Raw genomic sequence first — 16,913 nt, 5'->3', positions numbered from 1 at the left:
ATCCGCGGGGGCCGGCCGCCTCGCCCGGCCCGCCACGCCGGTACCGTAGGAACTCCCCCTGAGGGAGGTTCAACTGTCCACGTCGCACGAGGTTCCGCTCAGCATCGGCGAGCTCGCCGAACGCGCGGGTGTCACCGTGAAAGCGGTCCGTTTCTACTCCGACCAGGGCCTGCTGCCCGAGGCGTCCCGCAGCGGCGGCGGGCATCGCCGGTACGGCCCCCAGGCGCTGGAGCGGCTGCGGCTGATCCGCTCCCTGCGCGCCCTCGACCTGCCGCTGCCCGAAGTACGCCGGGTCCTGGAGGACGAGGACGAGGGCGCGGCGGGCGATGTGCTGGAGGACGCCGTCGCGGGCCGCCTTCGCGAGCTGGGCGGCGAGCTGAGGATGCTGCGCTGGCGGGAGGCGGCGCTGCGGCTGGTGCGGGAGTGCCCGCCCGAGCAGCGAGCCGACCGGCTGCGGCTGATCGGCTCGGTCGGCGTTCCGCCGAACACCGCACCGCTGGCCCGGTTCTGGCGTGCCTGGCTGCCGGCGCGGATGCCGGCCCGGGCGGCAGCGGCGTTCCTGGAAGTGGCCGTTCCGCAGCCGCCCGACGATCCGGACCCGGCGCAGGTGCTCGCCTTCGCCCGACTCCACGCGATGACGACAGCCCCCTGCCCGGGTGACCGGCAGCCCCAGCCGGAGGTGCACCGGGTGGCCGGGCCGCGCGGGGCGGCCGTGCTGTACACGGGCCTCGCCGAGGCGTACGAGCTCGCGGGCACGCAGCTGCGGCGCGCACGGGAGCCGTGTCCGGGGGAGGCGCTGGACGCCTACGTGGCGGCGTACGCGAGCGCGTACGGCGACCGGGACACCCGCGACTTCCGCCGCCTGCTGTCCGCGCGGCTCGCGGCCGAATCCCGTCTGGACCGCTACTGGGAGCTGACGGCCGTGGTGCTGACGCCGCCGGGCCGACGCCCGGAGCCGACCCCGGGCTCGGCGGACGACTGGCTGCGCGCGGCACTGGCGCGCGACAACGCCCGGGCGGGATGAGGCACGTCGACGTGAGCCGGTTGTCCCGCCGCCGTCGAGGCGGTTCCGGCGCTCGCGCCTCCGACCGCCACCGCAGGGAGCGGCGAGGGCCGGCACGCCGCACCGGCCCACCTGACGGGAACGTCCGGCGCGGGCTGCACCGGCCCACCCGACGGGAGCATCCGGCGCGGGCTGCACCGGCTCACTCGGCGGGAGCGTCCGGCGCGGGCTGTACCGGCTCACTCGGCGGGAGCATCCGGCGCGGGCTGCACCGGCTCACTCGGCGGCGGCGTCCGGCGGCCGTGGGCCATGGCACCCGCTGCACCGGCTCGTTGGGGGCAGTGGCCGATGACTCAGGCGGCCGGGGGCCTGCGGCCTGCGGACCATGGCGTCGGCCGCCGGCTCAGTCGACGGCGGCGTCCGGCGGCCGGTGGGCCACGGCGCCAGGCGTCGGCTCCGGCTCCGGCTCAGACACCGGCTCCGGCTCAGACACCGGCTCCGGCACCGGCACCGGCACCGTCGCCGGCTCCCGCTCCGGCTCCACGGTGAAGAACCGCTGGAAGTAGTCGGCCGGAGCGCCCTCGCCGACCAGGACGCCGTCCGCCTCCACCCACGCGTGCGCCGCGAACGGCGGTCGGCTGCGCACGCCGACGCACCAGGTCGGCCACTGTCCGCGCAGGCGGCAGAGCAGCACGGTGGCCAGTGAGCGGGGCAGGCAGCCCTGCTGGCCGCCGGCCGCCATGCTGACGGCGAGGACGGTGGCGCGGGCACGGGCGGCCTCGGGCAGGGTGGCGGGGCGCGCTCCCCGGCGCAGCCTGAGCAGTACCGCGCGGATGCGGGCGGGAGGCTGCCGGGCGAGGAGATGGGCGCAGACGACGACCAGCCGGGTCACCGTCCGTCGGCCGAGGGGCACCGACCGGGGATCGTGCGGGACGACTTGCGAGGTGGACACTGCTGCTCTCCCTCCGGAACGGTACGGCGGTGGCCGCCGGATCAGGCGGCGAGGAGCTTGGCGGCGCGCAGTTCGTCGAGGATGCGGACGACGTCCTCCTCGACCTGCTCGGCGCTCACGTCGTACTGCTCGGTGAGTGCCGTCACCGCCGCTCGTGTGCTCGTGCCGTCCAGCAGCGCGCGCACGATGAGCGCCGCGGTGGGATTGAGGGTGTAGTACTCGCCGCTGTTCTGGTCGAGCAGCGCCATGCCGTACTCGGTGTCGGCCGTCACCACACCGGGGCGCAGGGTCATCGTCATGCCGTGATACCTCCCGTATCGGTTCGCGTCGGCCGCACCGGGCCGTGGTTTCGTTCGCGTGTGCGCAGCCACACCTCGCAGCCGACGGTCGGATGCAGCAGCGCGCTCTCCAGGTCGGCGGCGAGCGGCCGCAGGCACCAGTCGCGCAGGGCGGCCACGTCGACGAGGCCCAGCCCGGACAGCCTGGAGTCCTCCCAGAGGGCGAGCAGCGCGGACCGGTGGCGGCGCAGCCCGGTCTCCTCCTCGAACGCGGCGTGCGCCTTGGTGGTCCGCAGCCGGACGGCCTCGGGGACGATGCCCCGCATGGCCTCCTCGATGAGCGGTTTGTACCGCGTCCTGATGGTCAACTACACCACCGACTTCACCACCGTCTCCGCACCGCAGGTGTTCTTCGACCCCGGCTACGACATCATCGACGGCGACATGGCCGTAGGTGTGAACGGCGTCAACTACCTCTACTTCAAGAGCAGCGCCACCGGCGGCCTGGTCGGAGCCCGCTCCACCTCCCTGAACCCGGGCAGCTTCACACCCTTCAGCACGTCCGTCGCCCACGGCGGCACCGAGGCCCCGACGCTCGTGAAGTCCCTGACCTCCAACACCTGGTACCTGTGGGGCGACACCTACAGTCCCCAACGGCGTCTTCTACGCCTGGCAGACCACCGACCTCGCCGCCGGCACCTGGACCCCCGTCGACCAGCGGCTCTACACCCACCCGGTCAACGCCAAACACTGCACGATCGCACCCATCACCGCCACCGAGCGCAGCAACCTCCTGGCCCGATGGGGCGCCCCCGCCTGGAACCGGCTCAAGTCCTACAACTATCCGGCCCGCTACGTGCGCCACGCCGCCTACACGGCTCGGATCGACACCTACCCCTTCGACCCGTACACCGACTCCCAGTGGCGCCTCGTCCCCGGCCTCGCCGACGCCGCGGGCGTGTCCTTCCAGTCGGTCAACTACCCCACCCGCTACCTGCGGCACTACGACTACCAGCTCCGCCTCGACGCCGACGACGGCACGACCGCCTTCGCCCAGGACGCCACCTTCCACCGAGTGGCAGGCCTGGCCGACGCCTCCTGGGCCTCCTTCCGCTCCCACAACCACCCGACCCGGTACATCAGGCACGCCGCCTACGTGCTGCGCATCGACCCGATCGCGTCGGCCACGGACCGAGCGGACGCGACGTTCTCCGTGGGCTACTGAACTCTCGTGCGCGGTGCCGCGGTTCGACGCGCGTCAGCGGTCCGCCGCGTGGTGCGCCCGGCCCGGTCGTGCAGCGTCAGGCGTACAGCGTCAGGCGGGACCGAGGAGTTCCTCGCGCCGGGCCAGTGCCCACGCGCGTTCCTCCTCGATGTCCGGTCTGAAGTCCTGCCGCAGGAATGCCGCCCAGGGGTCCGCGCCGAGCGGGCCCAGGCGCGCGATCCGCTCGGTCTCGTCGCGCTGCAACCGCGCCAGAGCGTCCAGCACCTCGGCCGGGTCCGCGCCGTAGGCGTCGCACAGCAGCCGCAGCCGTCGCGCCAGCGGCGCTCCGGCGTCGCCGTAGCCGACCCTGTGCTGACGGTCGGGAAGCCGCAACGGCACGCTGTACCAGGCCAGTTGGGCCAGGTCGTCCAACGCCTCGCCGGGCATGGCCAGGTCCCAGTCGATGACGCCCACCAGCCGGTCGTCCGCCCAGACCGAGTTCCAGCTCGTGAGGTCGCCGTGGCGCATGATCAGCCCGGGACGCCAGCGGGCGTCCGGGTCGCACCAGACGGCCTGCGGCGAGGGCCGGAAGTCGCGCACGGCCTCGTGGTAACCGCGCAGCCACCGGCCGAGCGCGACGACGCCCTCGTCCGCCAGGAGCGCCCGTGGCCAGGGGTACAGGGCGACCTCGCCGCGCAGCAGCGACACCGTCTCGTGGCCGTCCACGGGGCCGTCGCCCAGGGCCCGCGGCACACCGGTGAATCCCACCCGCTCCAGGTGGCGCAGCAGTTCCCGCACCGCGGGGGTCCACACGCGCCAGGGCCTGAGAATGGTCTCGCCCTCGCGGCGCACGGTGGACAGGCCGCCGCGCATCGATTCACCGTCTTGGATCACGGTGGAATCCTAGTGAGCGCGTTCGATACGGGTCGCGATGCCGTCGAGGATCAGTTCCAGTCCGACGGAGAAATCGGCATCTGAGATCGCGGCATCGGAGATCGCGGTGTCTGAGATCGCGGGGTCGGAGGGGTCCGCCGGCTGCTCCTCCAGCATGGCTGAGGAGAGCAGCCGGGCCGTCTGCGGAAAACGTCCAGGGTCCACGAGGCCCGCCAAGGCGCGGCCCCAGGCTCGTTCGGCGTCGGCCTGGCCCTGACCCTCGGCCCGGTGGGCAGTGAACTCGCTTTCCTGCCGCACCGACTGGACCACATAGCCGCCGATCAGAGCCAAGGCGCTCAGCTTGTGCGCCCAGTCGAGCGGCGTGCGCGCCAGAATCGCCAGCGCGGCCTCCATCCAGGCGATCCGGCGAGGACCCGAGGGCGGTCCGGTGACGGGCAGGCGGGTGAGCCACGGCCGCTGCTGGTACACCACGCGCTGAGCGCGGGCCCAGGCGCGCAGGCCCTCGCGCCAGTCGCCGGCACCGAGGCAGGCCGGCGGCGCGCCGAGGGCGTGGTCGCCCATGAGGGCGAGGAGTTCGTCCTTCGAACCGACATACCGGTAGAGCGACATCCCGGTGAAGCCGAGGCTCTTGGCGACCTTGGGGAGTGTCACGCCGTCCAGGCCGTCGCGGTCGGCGATCTCCACGGCGGTGGTGACGACGAGGTCGACGCCGAGGGTCGCGGGGCGGCCCAGCCGCGAGGATTCCGGAAGTCGCCACAGCCGCCGCAGCGGCGCCGGAACAGTGTCGTCGCTGGTCATGGTCCCCTTGTCACCCCCGGCAGTTGAACGCTCATCATGCCAGAAGCGCTGGAGCCCGCCCTTAGTTTGCGTGTGATAGTTTCCTTGAAAAAGTAAAGCTCGAGGCCCCGATCCGCGGGAGGGGGAGTGGCGCGTGGCTCTGGACTCCCAAAGCCCGCGGCACCAGGACCGTGCGAGCACTCACTGTCCCCTTCGTCGCGGGGCTCGGACTCCTCACCGTCGCGGCACCCGGCCCGGTGCGTCCGCCGCCACCGGCCCAGAGCCACCAGACACGGGGCAGAAGGAGTGCGCGAAGTGATAGGAACCGTGTTCCGCAGTTCGGACGTTCCGCAGGGCGAGAGGCTCGACCGCTGGCGGGAGTTGATCGACCGGACTCGCGCCACCGACGTGACGGACCTGACCGCCCGGACCGGCGGGACCACCGGCCGCACCGCCGACTTCCAGGCCGAGCTGCACCTCATGGAACTGGGACCGGTGACCGCGTGGCGGACGACCTTCCCGACCACGCGCCTGCGCCGGACGGCCAAGAGCCTGCGTCGGGCGGATCCCGAGCTGTACCACCTGAGCCTGGTGCTCGACGGCGAGCTGACGCTGGTTCACGACACCGCGACGACGGTGACCGCGGGCCCACGCCAGCTCATCGTCGACGACAACTCCCGGCCGTGCGAGGTACACGCGAACGGCGCCGCGGCCGGCGGCCGAGCGGGCCTCATCACCGGCGTAGGGGTCGACTTCCCCAAGGCACTGCTGCCCGGACCGCCGGGACAGGTGGAGAAGCTCCTGAGGCGCGGACTGTCGGTGCAGGACGGTACCGGAGCCCTGGTCGCGGACTTCCTGGCCGGTCTCGACCGGCAGGCCGAGCACCTCCGGACGTCCGACGCGCCCCGGCTCGGCACGGTCCTGCTCGACCTGGTGTCGGCCCTCTTCGCCCACACCCTGGACACCGAGGCGGCCCTGCCGCAGGAGACCCGGCACGAGGTCCTGGCGAGGCAGGTGCGGACCTTCATCAGGCGGAACCTGCACGACCCGGAGCTGACACCGCGCGTGGTCGCCTCCGCCCACCACATCTCCCTCAGCCACCTGCACCGCGTCTTCACCCAGCAGTCGCAGGGCGAGACGGTCGCCGCCTGGATCCGCGGCCAGCGGCTGGAGCGGGCCCGCCACGACCTGGCGGATCCCTCGCTGCGCACCCTGCCGATCCAGACGGTCGCCGCCCGCTGGGGCATCCCACGCGCCTCCGACTTCACCCGCGCCTTCCGCACCGCCTACGGCATCTCGCCCAGCGAGCACCGGCACCAGACGCAGACCGGCCGAGCGTGATGCGCAGCGACAAGCGGATGGGCACGCAATGACAACACCGCCCGCCGGGCAAGCGGCATCCTCGATGACATCACGGGGCCGGGTACGCCGAGCGCGGTGCCCCCGACGGCCCCTGCGCCACTCACGGACCGTGGCCGAGAGGCCGTACCGAGGATGATGATCATGGAACGACTGGACGTCATCGACACCTGCACCCGCATGGCCTGGCACGCCGACCAGCGCGCGTGGGACGAGCTGGCCGAGGTGTTCGCCGACCAGGTGACCCTGGACTACACCAGCCTCAACGGCGGCGAGCCCGTCACCCTGACACCCGCACAGATCGTCGACGGCTGGCGGACCGGTCTCGGCGTGTACGTCGCCACCCAGCACCTCCTGACCAACCACCTGGTCGCCGTCGACGGCGACAGCGCGGTGTGCACCGCCGCCTTCCAGGCCACCCACCGCAAGACCGACGACTCGCTGTGGACGCTGGGCGGCACCTACCGCTTCGACCTGGCCCGCTCGAACGACCGATGGCGCATCACCGGCGTGGTGATGACCGCGGTCTGGAGCGACGGCGAGCGATGAGGAGACCAGCCGCCCTGGGGACGGCGGTGGCCCTGCTGCTCGCGGGAGCCGGACTCGTGGTGGCGATCGGCGGCGGCCCGTTCCGCGGTGACACAGGTGACAACGGTGACACAGGTGGCGCGGGCGGCACGGGCACGGCCGACAGCGTGGGCGGCGGCGCCGTCGCGTCGTCGCCCGCCCCGGCCTCGCCCGGGGACACCACGCAGCCGACGCCCGACCACGCCTCGCGCGGCCCCCTGGACCCCGCCGCGCGGCGCTACCTGGACGCCGTCGCGGCCCGCGACGCCCGCGCCGTCGCCGCCGCCTTCACCCCGGACGGCCTGGTCGTCGACGTCGGACGGGAGATCCGCGGCGGGGACGCGATCCGCCGTTGGGCCGAGGCCGAGGTCGTCGACGGGGACTACACCCTCCTCGACCACACGCCCCACGCGGACGGGACCACCCTGCTGGTCCGCTTCCGCCCCGGCGGCACGGGCGACGGCTTCCGCGCCCACTACCGCTTCGACATCACCGACGGACTGATCAGCAGAGCCACGTTGGAGTACGCATGACGCGCACGAGCAAGGTCACCTTCGACAGCGAGGGCGACATCCTGACGGGCAACCTCCACCTGCCGGACGACGCCGACGCCACGGGCCCGCTGCCCGGCGTCGTGGTCGCCGGCACCTGGACCAGCGTCAAGGAACTGATGGCCGACCGCTACGCCGAACGGCTCGCGGCCCGCGGCTACGCCGCCCTGTCCTTCGACTTCGCCGGCTTCGGCGAGTCCCAGGGCGAGCCACGGGACGTGGAGGACCCGGCCCGCAAGGTGCGCGACATCCACCACGCGGTCTCCTGCCTGGCCGGCCACCCGGCGGTCGACGCCGGCCGGCTGGGCGCCCTCGGCATCTGCGCGGCCGCGATGTACATGTCCGACAACGCCGCCCACGACCCCCGCGTCCGGTCCCTCGCCCTCGTGGCGCCCTGGCTGCACGACGCCGCGATCTGCGAGGACGCCTACGGCGGCGCGGAGGCCGTCGCCGAACGGATCAAGGCCGGCCGGGAGGCCCGCTCCCGCTACGCCGAGACCGGCGAGATCGACTACGTACCGGTCGTCTCCACCACGGACGAACGCGCCGCCATGCCCTACGACATCGACTTCTACCTCAACCCGGCCCGCGGCGGCATCCCCGCCTGGCCCAACCGCTTCGCCGTCATGGCCTGGGCCGACTGGCTCACCTACGACGCCATCGCCTTGGCCCCCCGCATCGAGCAGCCCACCCTGCTGGTCCACAGCGAGGACGCGGCGATCCCCGAGGGCGCCCGCCGCTTCCACGCCGGCCTCGCCGGAACCAAGGACATCCTGTGGACGCAGGGCACCCAGTTCGACTTCTACGACACCGAGCCCCAGGTCACGATCGCCGTCGACACCGTCGCCGCCCACTTCGCCAGGAGCCTGCGATGATCCTCGTCACCGGAGCCACCGGAAACGTCGGCGGCGAGGTCGTCCAGGCCCTCGCCCGCGCCGCGGAACCGGTGCGCGCCCTCGTACGCCGCCCCGCCGATCTGCCGGCCGAACAGGTCGTCGGCGATCTGGACCACCCCGACTCGCTCGCGCCCGCCCTCGACGGCGTACGAGGAGTGTTCCTGCTCCCCGGCTACCGCGACATGCCCGGACTCCTCACCCGGATGCGCCGGGCCGGAGTGGAACGCGTGGTGCTGCTCTCCAGCCTGGCCACCGTCGCCACCGACACCCGCAACGTCATCTCCGAGTACATGATCCAGTCGGAGAAGGCGGTGCGGGAGTCCGGCCTCGCCTGGACGTTCCTACGCCCGAACGCCTTCATGTCGAACGCCCTGCGCTGGCTGCCGCAGCTCCGCGACGGCGACATCGTCCGGGACTCGTTCGCGACGGTGCCGGTGGCCTCCGTCGACCCGTACGACATCGCCGCCGTCGCCGTCCGCGCCCTGCTCGACCCCGGTCACGCGGAACGCGTCCATCCCCTGAGCGGCCCCGAACCCCTGCTGCCGGCCCAGCGCCTGGCCGTCCTCGCCGAGGTCCTGGAGCGGGATCTGCGCTTCCAGGCCCTCTCGGACGAGGAAGGCCGGGCCGACATGGCCGCCGCGGGCGTGCCGGAGCCGTACATCCGGGCGTTCTTCGGCTTCTACGGGGACGGCACGCTCGACGAGTCCCAGGTCTACGCGACCGTCGAGAAGGTGACGGGCACACCACCCCGCACGTTCCGCCAGTGGGCGGTGTCCCACCGCTCGGCGTTCACCGCCGCCGACGGGGAGTGACCTGAGGGAGCCCGGGGAGCCTGGTGAGCCCGGGGTGCCGCGTCACGCCCCGCCGTGCCGGTGACGCCGTGCGGGTGACGCCGTGCCGCTGACGCCGTTCGGTGCCCGGCGTCAGCGGCCCCGGGCGAGCCAGGCGCTGTTGGCGGCGTAGAGGTCCCCGATCGACTCGGGCCGGTCGACACCGGGCAGGTCGTGGCGCACGGCGGCAGCGCCCCGCGTCTCCTCGACCCAGTAGGACAGTGCCGAGTAGGACGGCCGGTAGCGGGCCAACCGGTCGGGGTCGAGATCGACGGTCTCGTCGGGGTTCACCGGTGTCAGATGGTCGAACTGGTAGACGCACTTCAGCTCGCTGATGCGCCAGTCCTTCCCGCGCCTCTCCAGCCGCTCCACTATGCGGCTGTAGGCCGTGAGGTTCACGTCCACGCCACCCACACCGATGCGCCCGGCGATGACCACTCCGGTGTCCGCGGTGGCGCGGTCACCGTTGACATGGATCAACACGGGGCTCAGGACGTGACAACTGCGTCCGCCGGCCTCGAAACTCTGCCGGGACAGGCGCACGAACTCGGGTCCGCTCGTCCGGATCCAGGAGATGTCGACGAGCGAGTCGGGATGGAACTGCTCGGCCATGACGTCCCACCGAGCCATGTCCCGCGCCCACCGTTCGGTGAGCACGACGGTCTCGATCTCCTTCTGCACGGCCAGGTCCTTCACCTGGAAGGCGGAATCGGGGGAGGGCGGCGCGGCGGAGGCGGGGGATGCCATGATCCCCGCGCCCGCCATCCCGACGCCTCCGGCGAGGACCGCTCGGCGCATGAGCGCGGGGGTGGTCCTGGGGTGCTCGTCCGTCACGATGTGCTCCTACAGGCGATGTGCGGTGTGCGGTGTGCGATGTGCGGTGTGCCAAGTGGCCTCGGTCGGGTGTGACGGAGCAAGTGATTCCACGGTCGCCGCACGCTGCCATCGGGCCCGGAGGCCAAGCCGGGCGGGCGTCGCTGGGTGCCGGGCGCAAACCGCCGCCTGATTGGTCCGACAGCTCGAACGGCGGGGCGTACTCTGCGGTCCCGGACACAGGACAGCCACGCGCTCACGGCGTCGAATGCCGGCAGTGGCCCTTGCCCCCGGATGCAGAAGCGAGAAGGCCCATGGCCTGGGCTGTGACGGGGCTTCGGCAGGCTCAGGCCGGGGGCCAGGCCTGGCCGGCGGTCACCTCGTGTGCGACGCGGTGCCAGCGGTCCTCGCCACCGGGCAGGGGCCATGCCCAGGTCGCCTGCTGCTTGGTGCGCAGTTCGTGGAGGACGCGGGTGAGCCGTGGGCCGGCGACGGCGGCGCCGTCCGGGACGTGGGAGCCGTGCCGGGCGCGCAGTCCGGCGAAACGTGCCAGTTCGTACTCGTAGGAGGCCACGGCCTCATCGGTACGCGCGGCCAGGTCGTCGCGCGACACCGTGCGGTGCAGATGCAGCAGCGGCGGCTCGACGGACTCGGCGATCGCCGCTGCGAGCCGCGCATGGCCGTCGAGGATCAGATGGCAGTCCAGGCCACTGACCCACCACAACAGGACGGGCGGAAGCGTCCCTTCCCGGGCCTGCTTGCGGTACGCCTTGACCCGACCGTCCGCGGGACCCGGCATCGGCCGCAGCGGAAGGACCTCCCACGAGCCGGAATGCATGAACCACTCGATGTATCCGTCCGGATGGCCGTCGAGGAGCATCGAAGTCCAGTACTCAGCATGCGAAATACCAGCGTCACGCCAGCGCAGGAGCGGACTCTCGCATGAGAGCAGCCATCGACCTTCGTGCAGCGGGCTGTCCGGCGAGTCGACGAGGTACCGCGCGAAGCGATGAGCCCACCGCTGCGGGCTGCCCGCCAGAGCGCGCCCCATGTCGGCGCGCAGCGGGGGCACGAAGGAGCGGTACTCGTCGGTGCGCCAGAAGTCCACGCCATCGAGGTCCTCGGCGACAACGGCGAGCAGCACAGGCCGCGACGACTGCGCGAGGAGCAGTCGCGGCCTGGCGCTGAACACGCACAGCCCCGGCCGAGGCCGGCCCTCCACGTCCAAGGCCAGGCCCGTCCAAGTGCCGTCGTCCCTCGTGACATCGCCGCGCCGCATGCGGAGAGCGTATACAACTGCCTTCGCGCACAGGCGGTCCGCCGGATTGGTCCTCCTCGCCGGATACGAGACCGGCTGGACGCGGCTCGGTCACCGCACCGCGGCTGTGTCCAGCCGGTACCCGATGCAGTCGGTGAGGCGGACGTATCCGAGGCGCTGGTAGAGGGCGTTGCTGGTGGGGTTGGCCGGGTCCGCGAACAGGACGACGTCCGTGGCGCCGGCGGCCAGCGCGGCTCCGCTCACCTCGGCCGTCACGGCGCCCGCGTGGCCGCGACCTCGGTGGTGGGCCGGGGTGTAGACGGGATCCACCCGGATCATGCCGCCGACCATCGACGTCGAGCCCGCCATGGAGACGGGGGTGCCGTCCGGCGTCTCCCAGAAGGTGAAGTGCTTGTCCGCGAAACGTGTGTCGGCCCATGCGCCGGCGTCGATGGCGTCGATGGAGACGTTCTCGCGGACGTCGACGCAGAACTCACGGCACCAGCGCACGACCTGAGCATGGTCCTCCTCGCCCGCGACACGGCCCCGGCCCTCCGGACGCGGCTGTGGTGGGGTGAGCGTGCCGAGACGGTAGAGATGAGTCCGCCAGAAGGGCGTCGGCGTCGCGCCCGTGCGGTGCTGCCATGCCTCGGCGAACGCCGTGGCGGTGGCGTGGTCCGCGATGACGTGGGCGGGGGAGTGGCCGAGGCCGGTCAGGCGAGCGGCGAGGGCGTCGGCCTCCTGGGCGGAGAGAGGGGTGAGTCCGAGGCGGCCGTGCGGCGTGCCGTAGAAGACGGCACGGACTTCACCGTCCGACTCCAGCCGACCGAAGACGGCCGCTTCGCCGCCGTGTGCGTCAGCCGGGCGTGTGCGCAGTTTCTCGATGTCCGTCAGCGGGGTGTTGTGCAGGGCGGGGCGCGAGCGCAGGAAGTCCCCGGCTCGGGCGAGGAAGTCGTCGACGTCCTCGGTGAGGTGCCAGTCGTCCGGGCGCATACTTCATGATCCCTGATGTCCTCGCCGAGCGTCGCCCGGCGGCGGGCGAAATTCGCTGGACATCGGAGAGGCCGGCGGCGAGCCTGGGCGGAATGCAGCAGGAGAGAATCTGGGACGCGGATACCGCCCGGCGCTATGACACGCCCGGATCGGGCATGTTCGCACCAGAGGTTCTGGAACCGGCCGTGGACCGCCTCGCCCGGCTCGCGGGCGAGGGGGCAGCGCTCGAATTCGCCATCGGAACCGGCCGGGTGGCGATCCCGCTCGCCGAACGAGGGGTCCCTGTCACCGGCATCGAGTTGTCACGGCCCATGGTGCGGCAACTGCGTACCAAGGCGGACGAAGCCACGATCCCCGTGATCGTCGGCGACATGGCGACCACGGCCGCTCCCGGGAAGTACACCCTGGTCTACCTCGTCTACAACACGATCTCCAATCTGCTCACCCAGGCCGAGCAGGTCGAGTGCTTCCGCAACGCGGCCCGCCATCTCACACCCGGAGGCCGGTTCGTGATCGAGCTCTGGGTGCCCGAGCTGCGCAAGCTTCCGCCGGGGCAGACGGCCACCGTCTGGCAGTCCGACCCCGGCTACATCGGCCTGGACACCTACGACGTCCTGCGGCAACACGTCGTTTCGCACCACATCCACTTCGACGAGACGCAGCAGGCACAACTGTTCCGCAGCCCGCACCGCTACATCTGGCCGGCCGAACTCGACCTGATGGCACAGCTCGCCGGGTTCGAACTCGAGAGCAGGCACGCGGACTGGGCCGGCGCGGAATTCACCGCCGAGTCGACATCCCACGTGTCCGTCTACCGAATCCCGCACCTCACGGGTGAGCGGCAGCGCACTCCTCAGTGATCCGGTTGGTGCTCATGGCCAGCGCCTCGGTGACGGTCGAACCGCCGTTCACCGCGTTGACGGCGTCGCTGTTGGCCCGCATGAAGATCTCCATCTCCGGGGCGCCGAGATAGGTCGCCGCGAACGTCCGACTGCGTTCGTTCCGCTCGCGGGACTCGTCATCGTCCGTCACCTGACCCGAGTCGATCCACAGCTTGTCCGCCACCGCGGCGGTGACGACCTTCGTGCACTCCTGAGCTTCGGCCCCACTCACGACCGCGGTCGACGCGCTCGGACTCGCCGACGCCTCACCGGACCCCCCGTCACCGCAAGCGGCTGCCCCGAGAAGCAACAGCGGTGTGCACAGCCCGAACAGCAGGCGTCTCCCCATGTCCCCACCCTTCACAGCGGCGGCCCCCTGACCGCGCCGGTACATCATGCGGCACGCGGCTGCGACGTGCGCCGCTCCAGCGGAGCCGGCACCCCGACCCGGCGGCGATCCGTCCGCTGTGCCCGCCCCGCTGCACCGGCAAGCTACGTCACCGGTGCCGCCAGGCGGAAGCCCACACCGATCGCTTCCAGATCCGGCTCGTAGGCGCCGTGCCGGCGGGCGCAGCGGGCCAGATCCCTGTCGTGACGGAACGCTCCGCCCCGGGTGATGTGCCGGTCGTACGCCCAGTCCTCGCTGTCCGGAACCTCGGCGGGGGCGCCCGGATAGGGGGCGTAGAGGGTGGAGGTCCACTCGTCGGCGTTGCCCGCCATGTCCAGCACCCCGAACGGGCTGGCGCCGTCGGGGAAGGAGCCGACCGGTGTCGTGGTGCCGACGCCGAGGTCCACCAGGTTGGCCAGACCGGTGCGGTACCGCTCGCCCCACGGGAACTCCAGGCCGTCGTCGCCCCGCGCGGCACGCTCCCACTCGTCCTCCGTGGGCAACCGCACCTCGACGCCGCCGAGCTGCTTCGCGAACCACCGGCAGTAGGCCGTCGCCTCCTCCCAGGCGATCCCGATGACCGGATGGTCCTCCGGTGCCCGCGGGACCGGTCGACCGGTGGCCGACGCGAAGCGTGCCCACTGGCCGACCGTGACCGGTGTGCGGGCGATCCGGAACGCCGGGACGTGGATCTCCGAGCGCGGGGCCTCCTTCAGGTACCACTCCACCGGAACCCCGGTGTCCGCGTAGCGGCGGGCCACCTCCGCCACCTCGCTGACCGGCGTACCGCGAAGCAGCAGCCCTGCCGGAATTTCCACCCAGTCCACCTGCTCCACCCGCACGGCTCCTCCTCGGTTCGACGGGACAGCCCTCATGATCAACCCCGGCAGCCGGGGCGGGCATCGGACGATGGTCCGATCTCGGCAACGACCTTGGAACCAGGGCGCGGAACCAGAGCGGGACCGGGCCATGGACCGGTTGTCCTCCGACCGCCAGCGATGCGGGTGGCGGCGGGCCCGGGGGCCCGATGCCTGAACACCGCCTGCGGCGCTGCCGGTTGTGGGCCGTCACAGCCGTGCGCCGGAGCATCGCGGGCGTCCGGTGGGTGAACGTCTGACGCGTACGCCGCCTGTGCCGCCGACGTCGACGGCGGCGTGTGCGGGTGCAGGATTCGCCGGTCGGCGGGTTGTCGCGGGGCACAGCGCGCCGCTCGCACCCGCCCCCGGTTTCGCGAGGCGTTGGTCGTGCGCACAGCCGACAGGGCCTGTCCGGTGTGCGGGTGACACGTTCGCGGTCACGCGCCTTCACCGGCGGTCCGCTCCGTGCTGTCGTGGGGCCTCTTGCCGTCGCGAGCGTCCCGGAGAGCCATGAGCGCCCACGTTTTCACCGCTGCACAGCTGTCGATGTCCGGGGGTGATACCAGGGGCGCCGTCCTGATCAGTTTCCTCCTCATCGTGGTCGCCGCGTTGTTCGCCTGCCTGCTGCTCGGTCCGCACCGCGAGGAGGCCGAGGACTTCTATCTCGGCCGGCGGCGGGACAAGCCCCTGCGCAACGGACTGGCGCTGGCGGGGGACTACATCTCGTCGGCCACCGTCGTGGGGACGGCGGGCACGGTCGCCCTGATGGGATTCGACGGCCTGTTCGTCGCGGGCAGCACGCTGGCCGCGCTCGTCGTGCTGTCCCTCCTCGCCGGCGCGCTGCGTGCGCGCGGGCGCTACACGATCGCCGACATCTTCGCGGACCGGGCACCCGGGACGGCGGTCCGGGTCGCCGCGGCCGTCGTCACCCTGCTGGTGTGCCTGCTCTACTTCGTCGTCCAGCTCTCGGCGGTCGCGCTGGTGACCGCACAGCTCCTCGGCGTGGAGACCGTGGGCGCGCAGCGCGCCATCGCCGTGATGATCGGCGTACTGATCGCCTGCGCCACCGCCGTCGGCGGAATGCGCGGGGCCACCGTGCTCCAGGCCGCGAAGACGGTCATCGTCCTGGTCGCCCTCTTCCTCGTCGTCGCCGCGCTCCTCGTCCACTTCCGCTGGAACCCGGTCGCCCTGCTGGACGCGGCACGGGCCAACAACGGAGCCGGCGACGCGTACTTCCGCCCCGGGCTGCTGCAACGCTCCAATCCCAGCGCCAGCTGGACCTTCGACTTCGTCGGGCTTCAGCTCAGCATCGTGCTCGGCGCGGCCGTCATGCCGCACGTCGTGATGCGGCTGCACGCGACCCCCGATGCCACGGCGGCACGCCGGTCGGTGCGTGCGGCCCTGCTCGTCGTGCTGGCCGTCGTCGTGTCCACGGTGGTGATCGGTCTCGGAACGGCGGCGAGCGTGGGCGGCGCGAAGCTGGCCGAGGTCAGCCCCGGAGGCACCGGCGCCCTGATGCTCACCACCGGGACGCTCGCCGGCGGCCCCGGGTCCGCGTCCGGCGCCGTACTCTTCGTCATCGTCGCCACCGCCGTCTTCGCGACCTCTCTCGCCGTCATCGCGGGCATCACCCTGACGGCGTCGGCCGCGGTCGGCCACGACCTGTACCGGCAGGCGCTGCGCCGGTCGGAGAGCGGCGGCAAGGGCGTGGAGATCAGTACCGCCCGGTGGGGAGCGGCCGCCGTCAGCGTGGCCGGTATCGCCCTCACCTACGCGGCCCTCGACTGGAACATCCAGATGTACAGCTGGGTCGCCCTCGCCATCGCCGCCTCCAGCCTGCTGCCCGCGCTCGTCTACTCCCTGTACTGGCGCCGGTTCACGGAACGCGGACTGCTGTGGACCCTCATCGGCGGCGCGGCCTGCGTCATCGTCCTGCAGACCTTCACCCCCGTGGTCTCCGGCCTGCCGTCGTCCTTCCTGCCGGACACCGACTTCGCCTGGCTGCCCTTCCAGTCCGTCGCCCTCATCTCCATCCCGGCCGGCTTCGCCCTGGGATGGCTGGGCAGCGTGACGAGCCCGCGTACCGGACGGCGCGGGAACGACACCGGCGACCCCACTCCGGCCGTCGGCCTGCCGGAACGGAACGGCGCCACCAGCTGAGCAGGCGCCCTGGTCCACGGCGGCCGTGGTCTCCGTGACCGTGGTAGCGGCTCGCACGATCAGGGCCGCCGGACCGGTTCTCCAGTTGGGTTCGAGGTCGGACCTGTCCAATGGGGGCAAGGCCATGGGCTTGCGTCAGCGAACGGGCGCTCGCGTCGTGCTCCACCGGCTCCACCGCGCTGCGGCAGGTGGAGCGCTCGGCCGAGGTGCGGCGCACGCGGCGCACGCCGGTCGGCCCGGTCTCACCCCGGT

18 protein-coding genes and 1 pseudogene are annotated in these 16,913 nt (G+C 72.4%); 9 read left to right on the top strand and 10 right to left on the bottom strand.

The features are described from left to right. Window positions 1–73 precede the first annotated feature (73 nt). On the top strand, window positions 74–1,024 hold the full coding sequence (locus tag ABT232_RS19135) for a MerR family transcriptional regulator (RefSeq protein WP_351841443.1): 951 nt from the start codon (window positions 74–76) through the stop codon (window positions 1,022–1,024). A gap of 382 nt (window positions 1,025–1,406) precedes the next feature. On the opposite strand, the gene ABT232_RS19130 is transcribed toward ABT232_RS19135, so the two are convergent. From ABT232_RS19130 to ABT232_RS19120, 3 genes are read right to left on the bottom strand one after another with little or no spacing between them, the layout of a single operon-like run. Continuing rightward, on the bottom strand, window positions 1,407–1,955 hold the full coding sequence (locus ABT232_RS19130; RefSeq protein WP_351841308.1) for a lasso peptide biosynthesis B2 protein: 549 nt from the start codon (window positions 1,953–1,955) through the stop codon (window positions 1,407–1,409). Window positions 1,956–1,996: 41 nt separating this feature from the next. Continuing rightward, entirely contained in the window at window positions 1,997–2,254 is a 258-nt protein-coding gene (locus tag ABT232_RS19125) for a lasso peptide biosynthesis PqqD family chaperone (protein ID WP_351841306.1), read from the bottom strand. After that, window positions 2,251–2,601, bottom strand: a complete 351-nt coding sequence (locus ABT232_RS19120; protein ID WP_502975425.1) for an asparagine synthase-related protein — start codon at window positions 2,599–2,601, stop codon at window positions 2,251–2,253. The genes ABT232_RS19125 and ABT232_RS19120 overlap by 4 nt, the downstream gene beginning before the upstream one ends. Here ABT232_RS19120 and ABT232_RS19115 point away from each other — a divergent pair. Further along, window positions 2,588–3,458 (top strand): annotated as a pseudogene (locus ABT232_RS19115) (AbfB domain-containing protein); the annotation flags it as partial. The gene ABT232_RS19120 and the pseudogene ABT232_RS19115 sit on opposite strands and share 14 nt — an antisense overlap. Window positions 3,459–3,548: 90 nt before the next feature. On the opposite strand, the gene ABT232_RS19110 reads toward ABT232_RS19115, so the two are convergent. Next, window positions 3,549–4,331 (bottom strand): phosphotransferase, encoded by a 783-nt coding sequence (locus ABT232_RS19110; RefSeq protein ID WP_351841304.1) that lies wholly within the window; start codon window positions 4,329–4,331, stop codon window positions 3,549–3,551. Between the two features lie 9 nt (window positions 4,332–4,340). Next, a complete protein-coding gene (locus ABT232_RS19105; RefSeq protein ID WP_351841302.1) occupies window positions 4,341–5,129 on the bottom strand; it encodes a TetR/AcrR family transcriptional regulator in 789 nt (262 codons plus the stop codon). Window positions 5,130–5,423: 294 nt separating this feature from the next. Between ABT232_RS19105 and ABT232_RS19100 the strand changes: the two genes are divergently transcribed. The 5 genes from ABT232_RS19100 (at window position 5,424) to ABT232_RS19080 (ending at window position 9,293) form a co-directional block, all read left to right on the top strand. Continuing rightward, a complete protein-coding gene (locus ABT232_RS19100; protein ID WP_351841300.1) occupies window positions 5,424–6,449 on the top strand; it encodes an AraC family transcriptional regulator in 1,026 nt (341 codons plus the stop codon). Window positions 6,450–6,611: 162 nt separating this feature from the next. Continuing rightward, window positions 6,612–7,016: a nuclear transport factor 2 family protein gene (locus ABT232_RS19095; RefSeq protein WP_351841298.1), complete on the top strand. Its 405-nt coding sequence runs from the start codon at window positions 6,612–6,614 to the stop codon at window positions 7,014–7,016. Next, the gene (locus ABT232_RS19090) at window positions 7,013–7,567 is read left to right on the top strand and encodes a nuclear transport factor 2 family protein (RefSeq protein ID WP_351841296.1); all 555 of its coding nucleotides are present in this window, start codon (window positions 7,013–7,015) and stop codon (window positions 7,565–7,567) included. The genes ABT232_RS19095 and ABT232_RS19090 overlap by 4 nt, the downstream gene beginning before the upstream one ends. Continuing rightward, complete coding sequence (locus ABT232_RS19085) at window positions 7,564–8,460, top strand: alpha/beta hydrolase (RefSeq protein ID WP_351841294.1); 897 nt, start codon at window positions 7,564–7,566, stop codon at window positions 8,458–8,460. The genes ABT232_RS19090 and ABT232_RS19085 overlap by 4 nt, the downstream gene beginning before the upstream one ends. Continuing rightward, complete coding sequence (locus tag ABT232_RS19080; RefSeq protein ID WP_351841292.1) at window positions 8,457–9,293, top strand: NAD(P)H-binding protein; 837 nt, start codon at window positions 8,457–8,459, stop codon at window positions 9,291–9,293. The genes ABT232_RS19085 and ABT232_RS19080 overlap by 4 nt, the downstream gene beginning before the upstream one ends. Window positions 9,294–9,404: 111 nt before the next feature. Here the strand turns inward: ABT232_RS19080 and ABT232_RS19075 are convergent, their stop codons facing one another. From ABT232_RS19075 to ABT232_RS19065, 3 genes are all read right to left on the bottom strand, one after another. Further along, window positions 9,405–10,145 (bottom strand): nuclear transport factor 2 family protein, encoded by a 741-nt coding sequence (locus tag ABT232_RS19075; RefSeq protein ID WP_351841290.1) that lies wholly within the window; start codon window positions 10,143–10,145, stop codon window positions 9,405–9,407. Between the two features lie 325 nt (window positions 10,146–10,470). Then, complete coding sequence (locus ABT232_RS19070; protein WP_351841288.1) at window positions 10,471–11,403, bottom strand: hypothetical protein; 933 nt, start codon at window positions 11,401–11,403, stop codon at window positions 10,471–10,473. Between the two features lie 90 nt (window positions 11,404–11,493). Continuing rightward, the gene (locus ABT232_RS19065) at window positions 11,494–12,375 is read right to left on the bottom strand and encodes a GNAT family N-acetyltransferase (RefSeq protein WP_351841286.1); all 882 of its coding nucleotides are present in this window, start codon (window positions 12,373–12,375) and stop codon (window positions 11,494–11,496) included. A gap of 92 nt (window positions 12,376–12,467) precedes the next feature. On the opposite strand from ABT232_RS19065, the gene ABT232_RS19060 reads away from it, so the two are divergent. Further along, complete coding sequence (locus tag ABT232_RS19060) at window positions 12,468–13,235, top strand: class I SAM-dependent methyltransferase (RefSeq protein WP_351841441.1); 768 nt, start codon at window positions 12,468–12,470, stop codon at window positions 13,233–13,235. Here ABT232_RS19060 and ABT232_RS19055 read toward each other — a convergent pair. Both ABT232_RS19055 and ABT232_RS19050 read right to left on the bottom strand, forming a co-directional pair. After that, window positions 13,204–13,488: a hypothetical protein gene (locus tag ABT232_RS19055; RefSeq protein WP_351841284.1), complete on the bottom strand. Its 285-nt coding sequence runs from the start codon at window positions 13,486–13,488 to the stop codon at window positions 13,204–13,206. The genes ABT232_RS19060 and ABT232_RS19055 overlap by 32 nt on opposite strands. A 260-nt stretch (window positions 13,489–13,748) precedes the next feature. Then, window positions 13,749–14,519, bottom strand: coding sequence for a formylglycine-generating enzyme family protein (locus ABT232_RS19050; RefSeq protein WP_351841282.1), 771 nt, complete (start codon window positions 14,517–14,519; stop codon window positions 13,749–13,751). Window positions 14,520–15,011: 492 nt separating this feature from the next. On the opposite strand from ABT232_RS19050, the gene ABT232_RS19045 reads away from it, so the two are divergent. Continuing rightward, complete coding sequence (locus tag ABT232_RS19045) at window positions 15,012–16,661, top strand: sodium/solute symporter (RefSeq protein ID WP_351841280.1); 1,650 nt, start codon at window positions 15,012–15,014, stop codon at window positions 16,659–16,661. Window positions 16,662–16,913: the final 252 nt, after the last annotated feature.

The organism is Streptomyces sp. NPDC001532 (assembly GCF_040298625.1).
GTDB lineage: Bacteria > Actinomycetota > Actinomycetes > Streptomycetales > Streptomycetaceae > Streptomyces.
The sequence above is the reverse complement of the archived record's forward strand: the minus strand, read 5'-3'. Positions and strand labels throughout refer to the sequence as shown.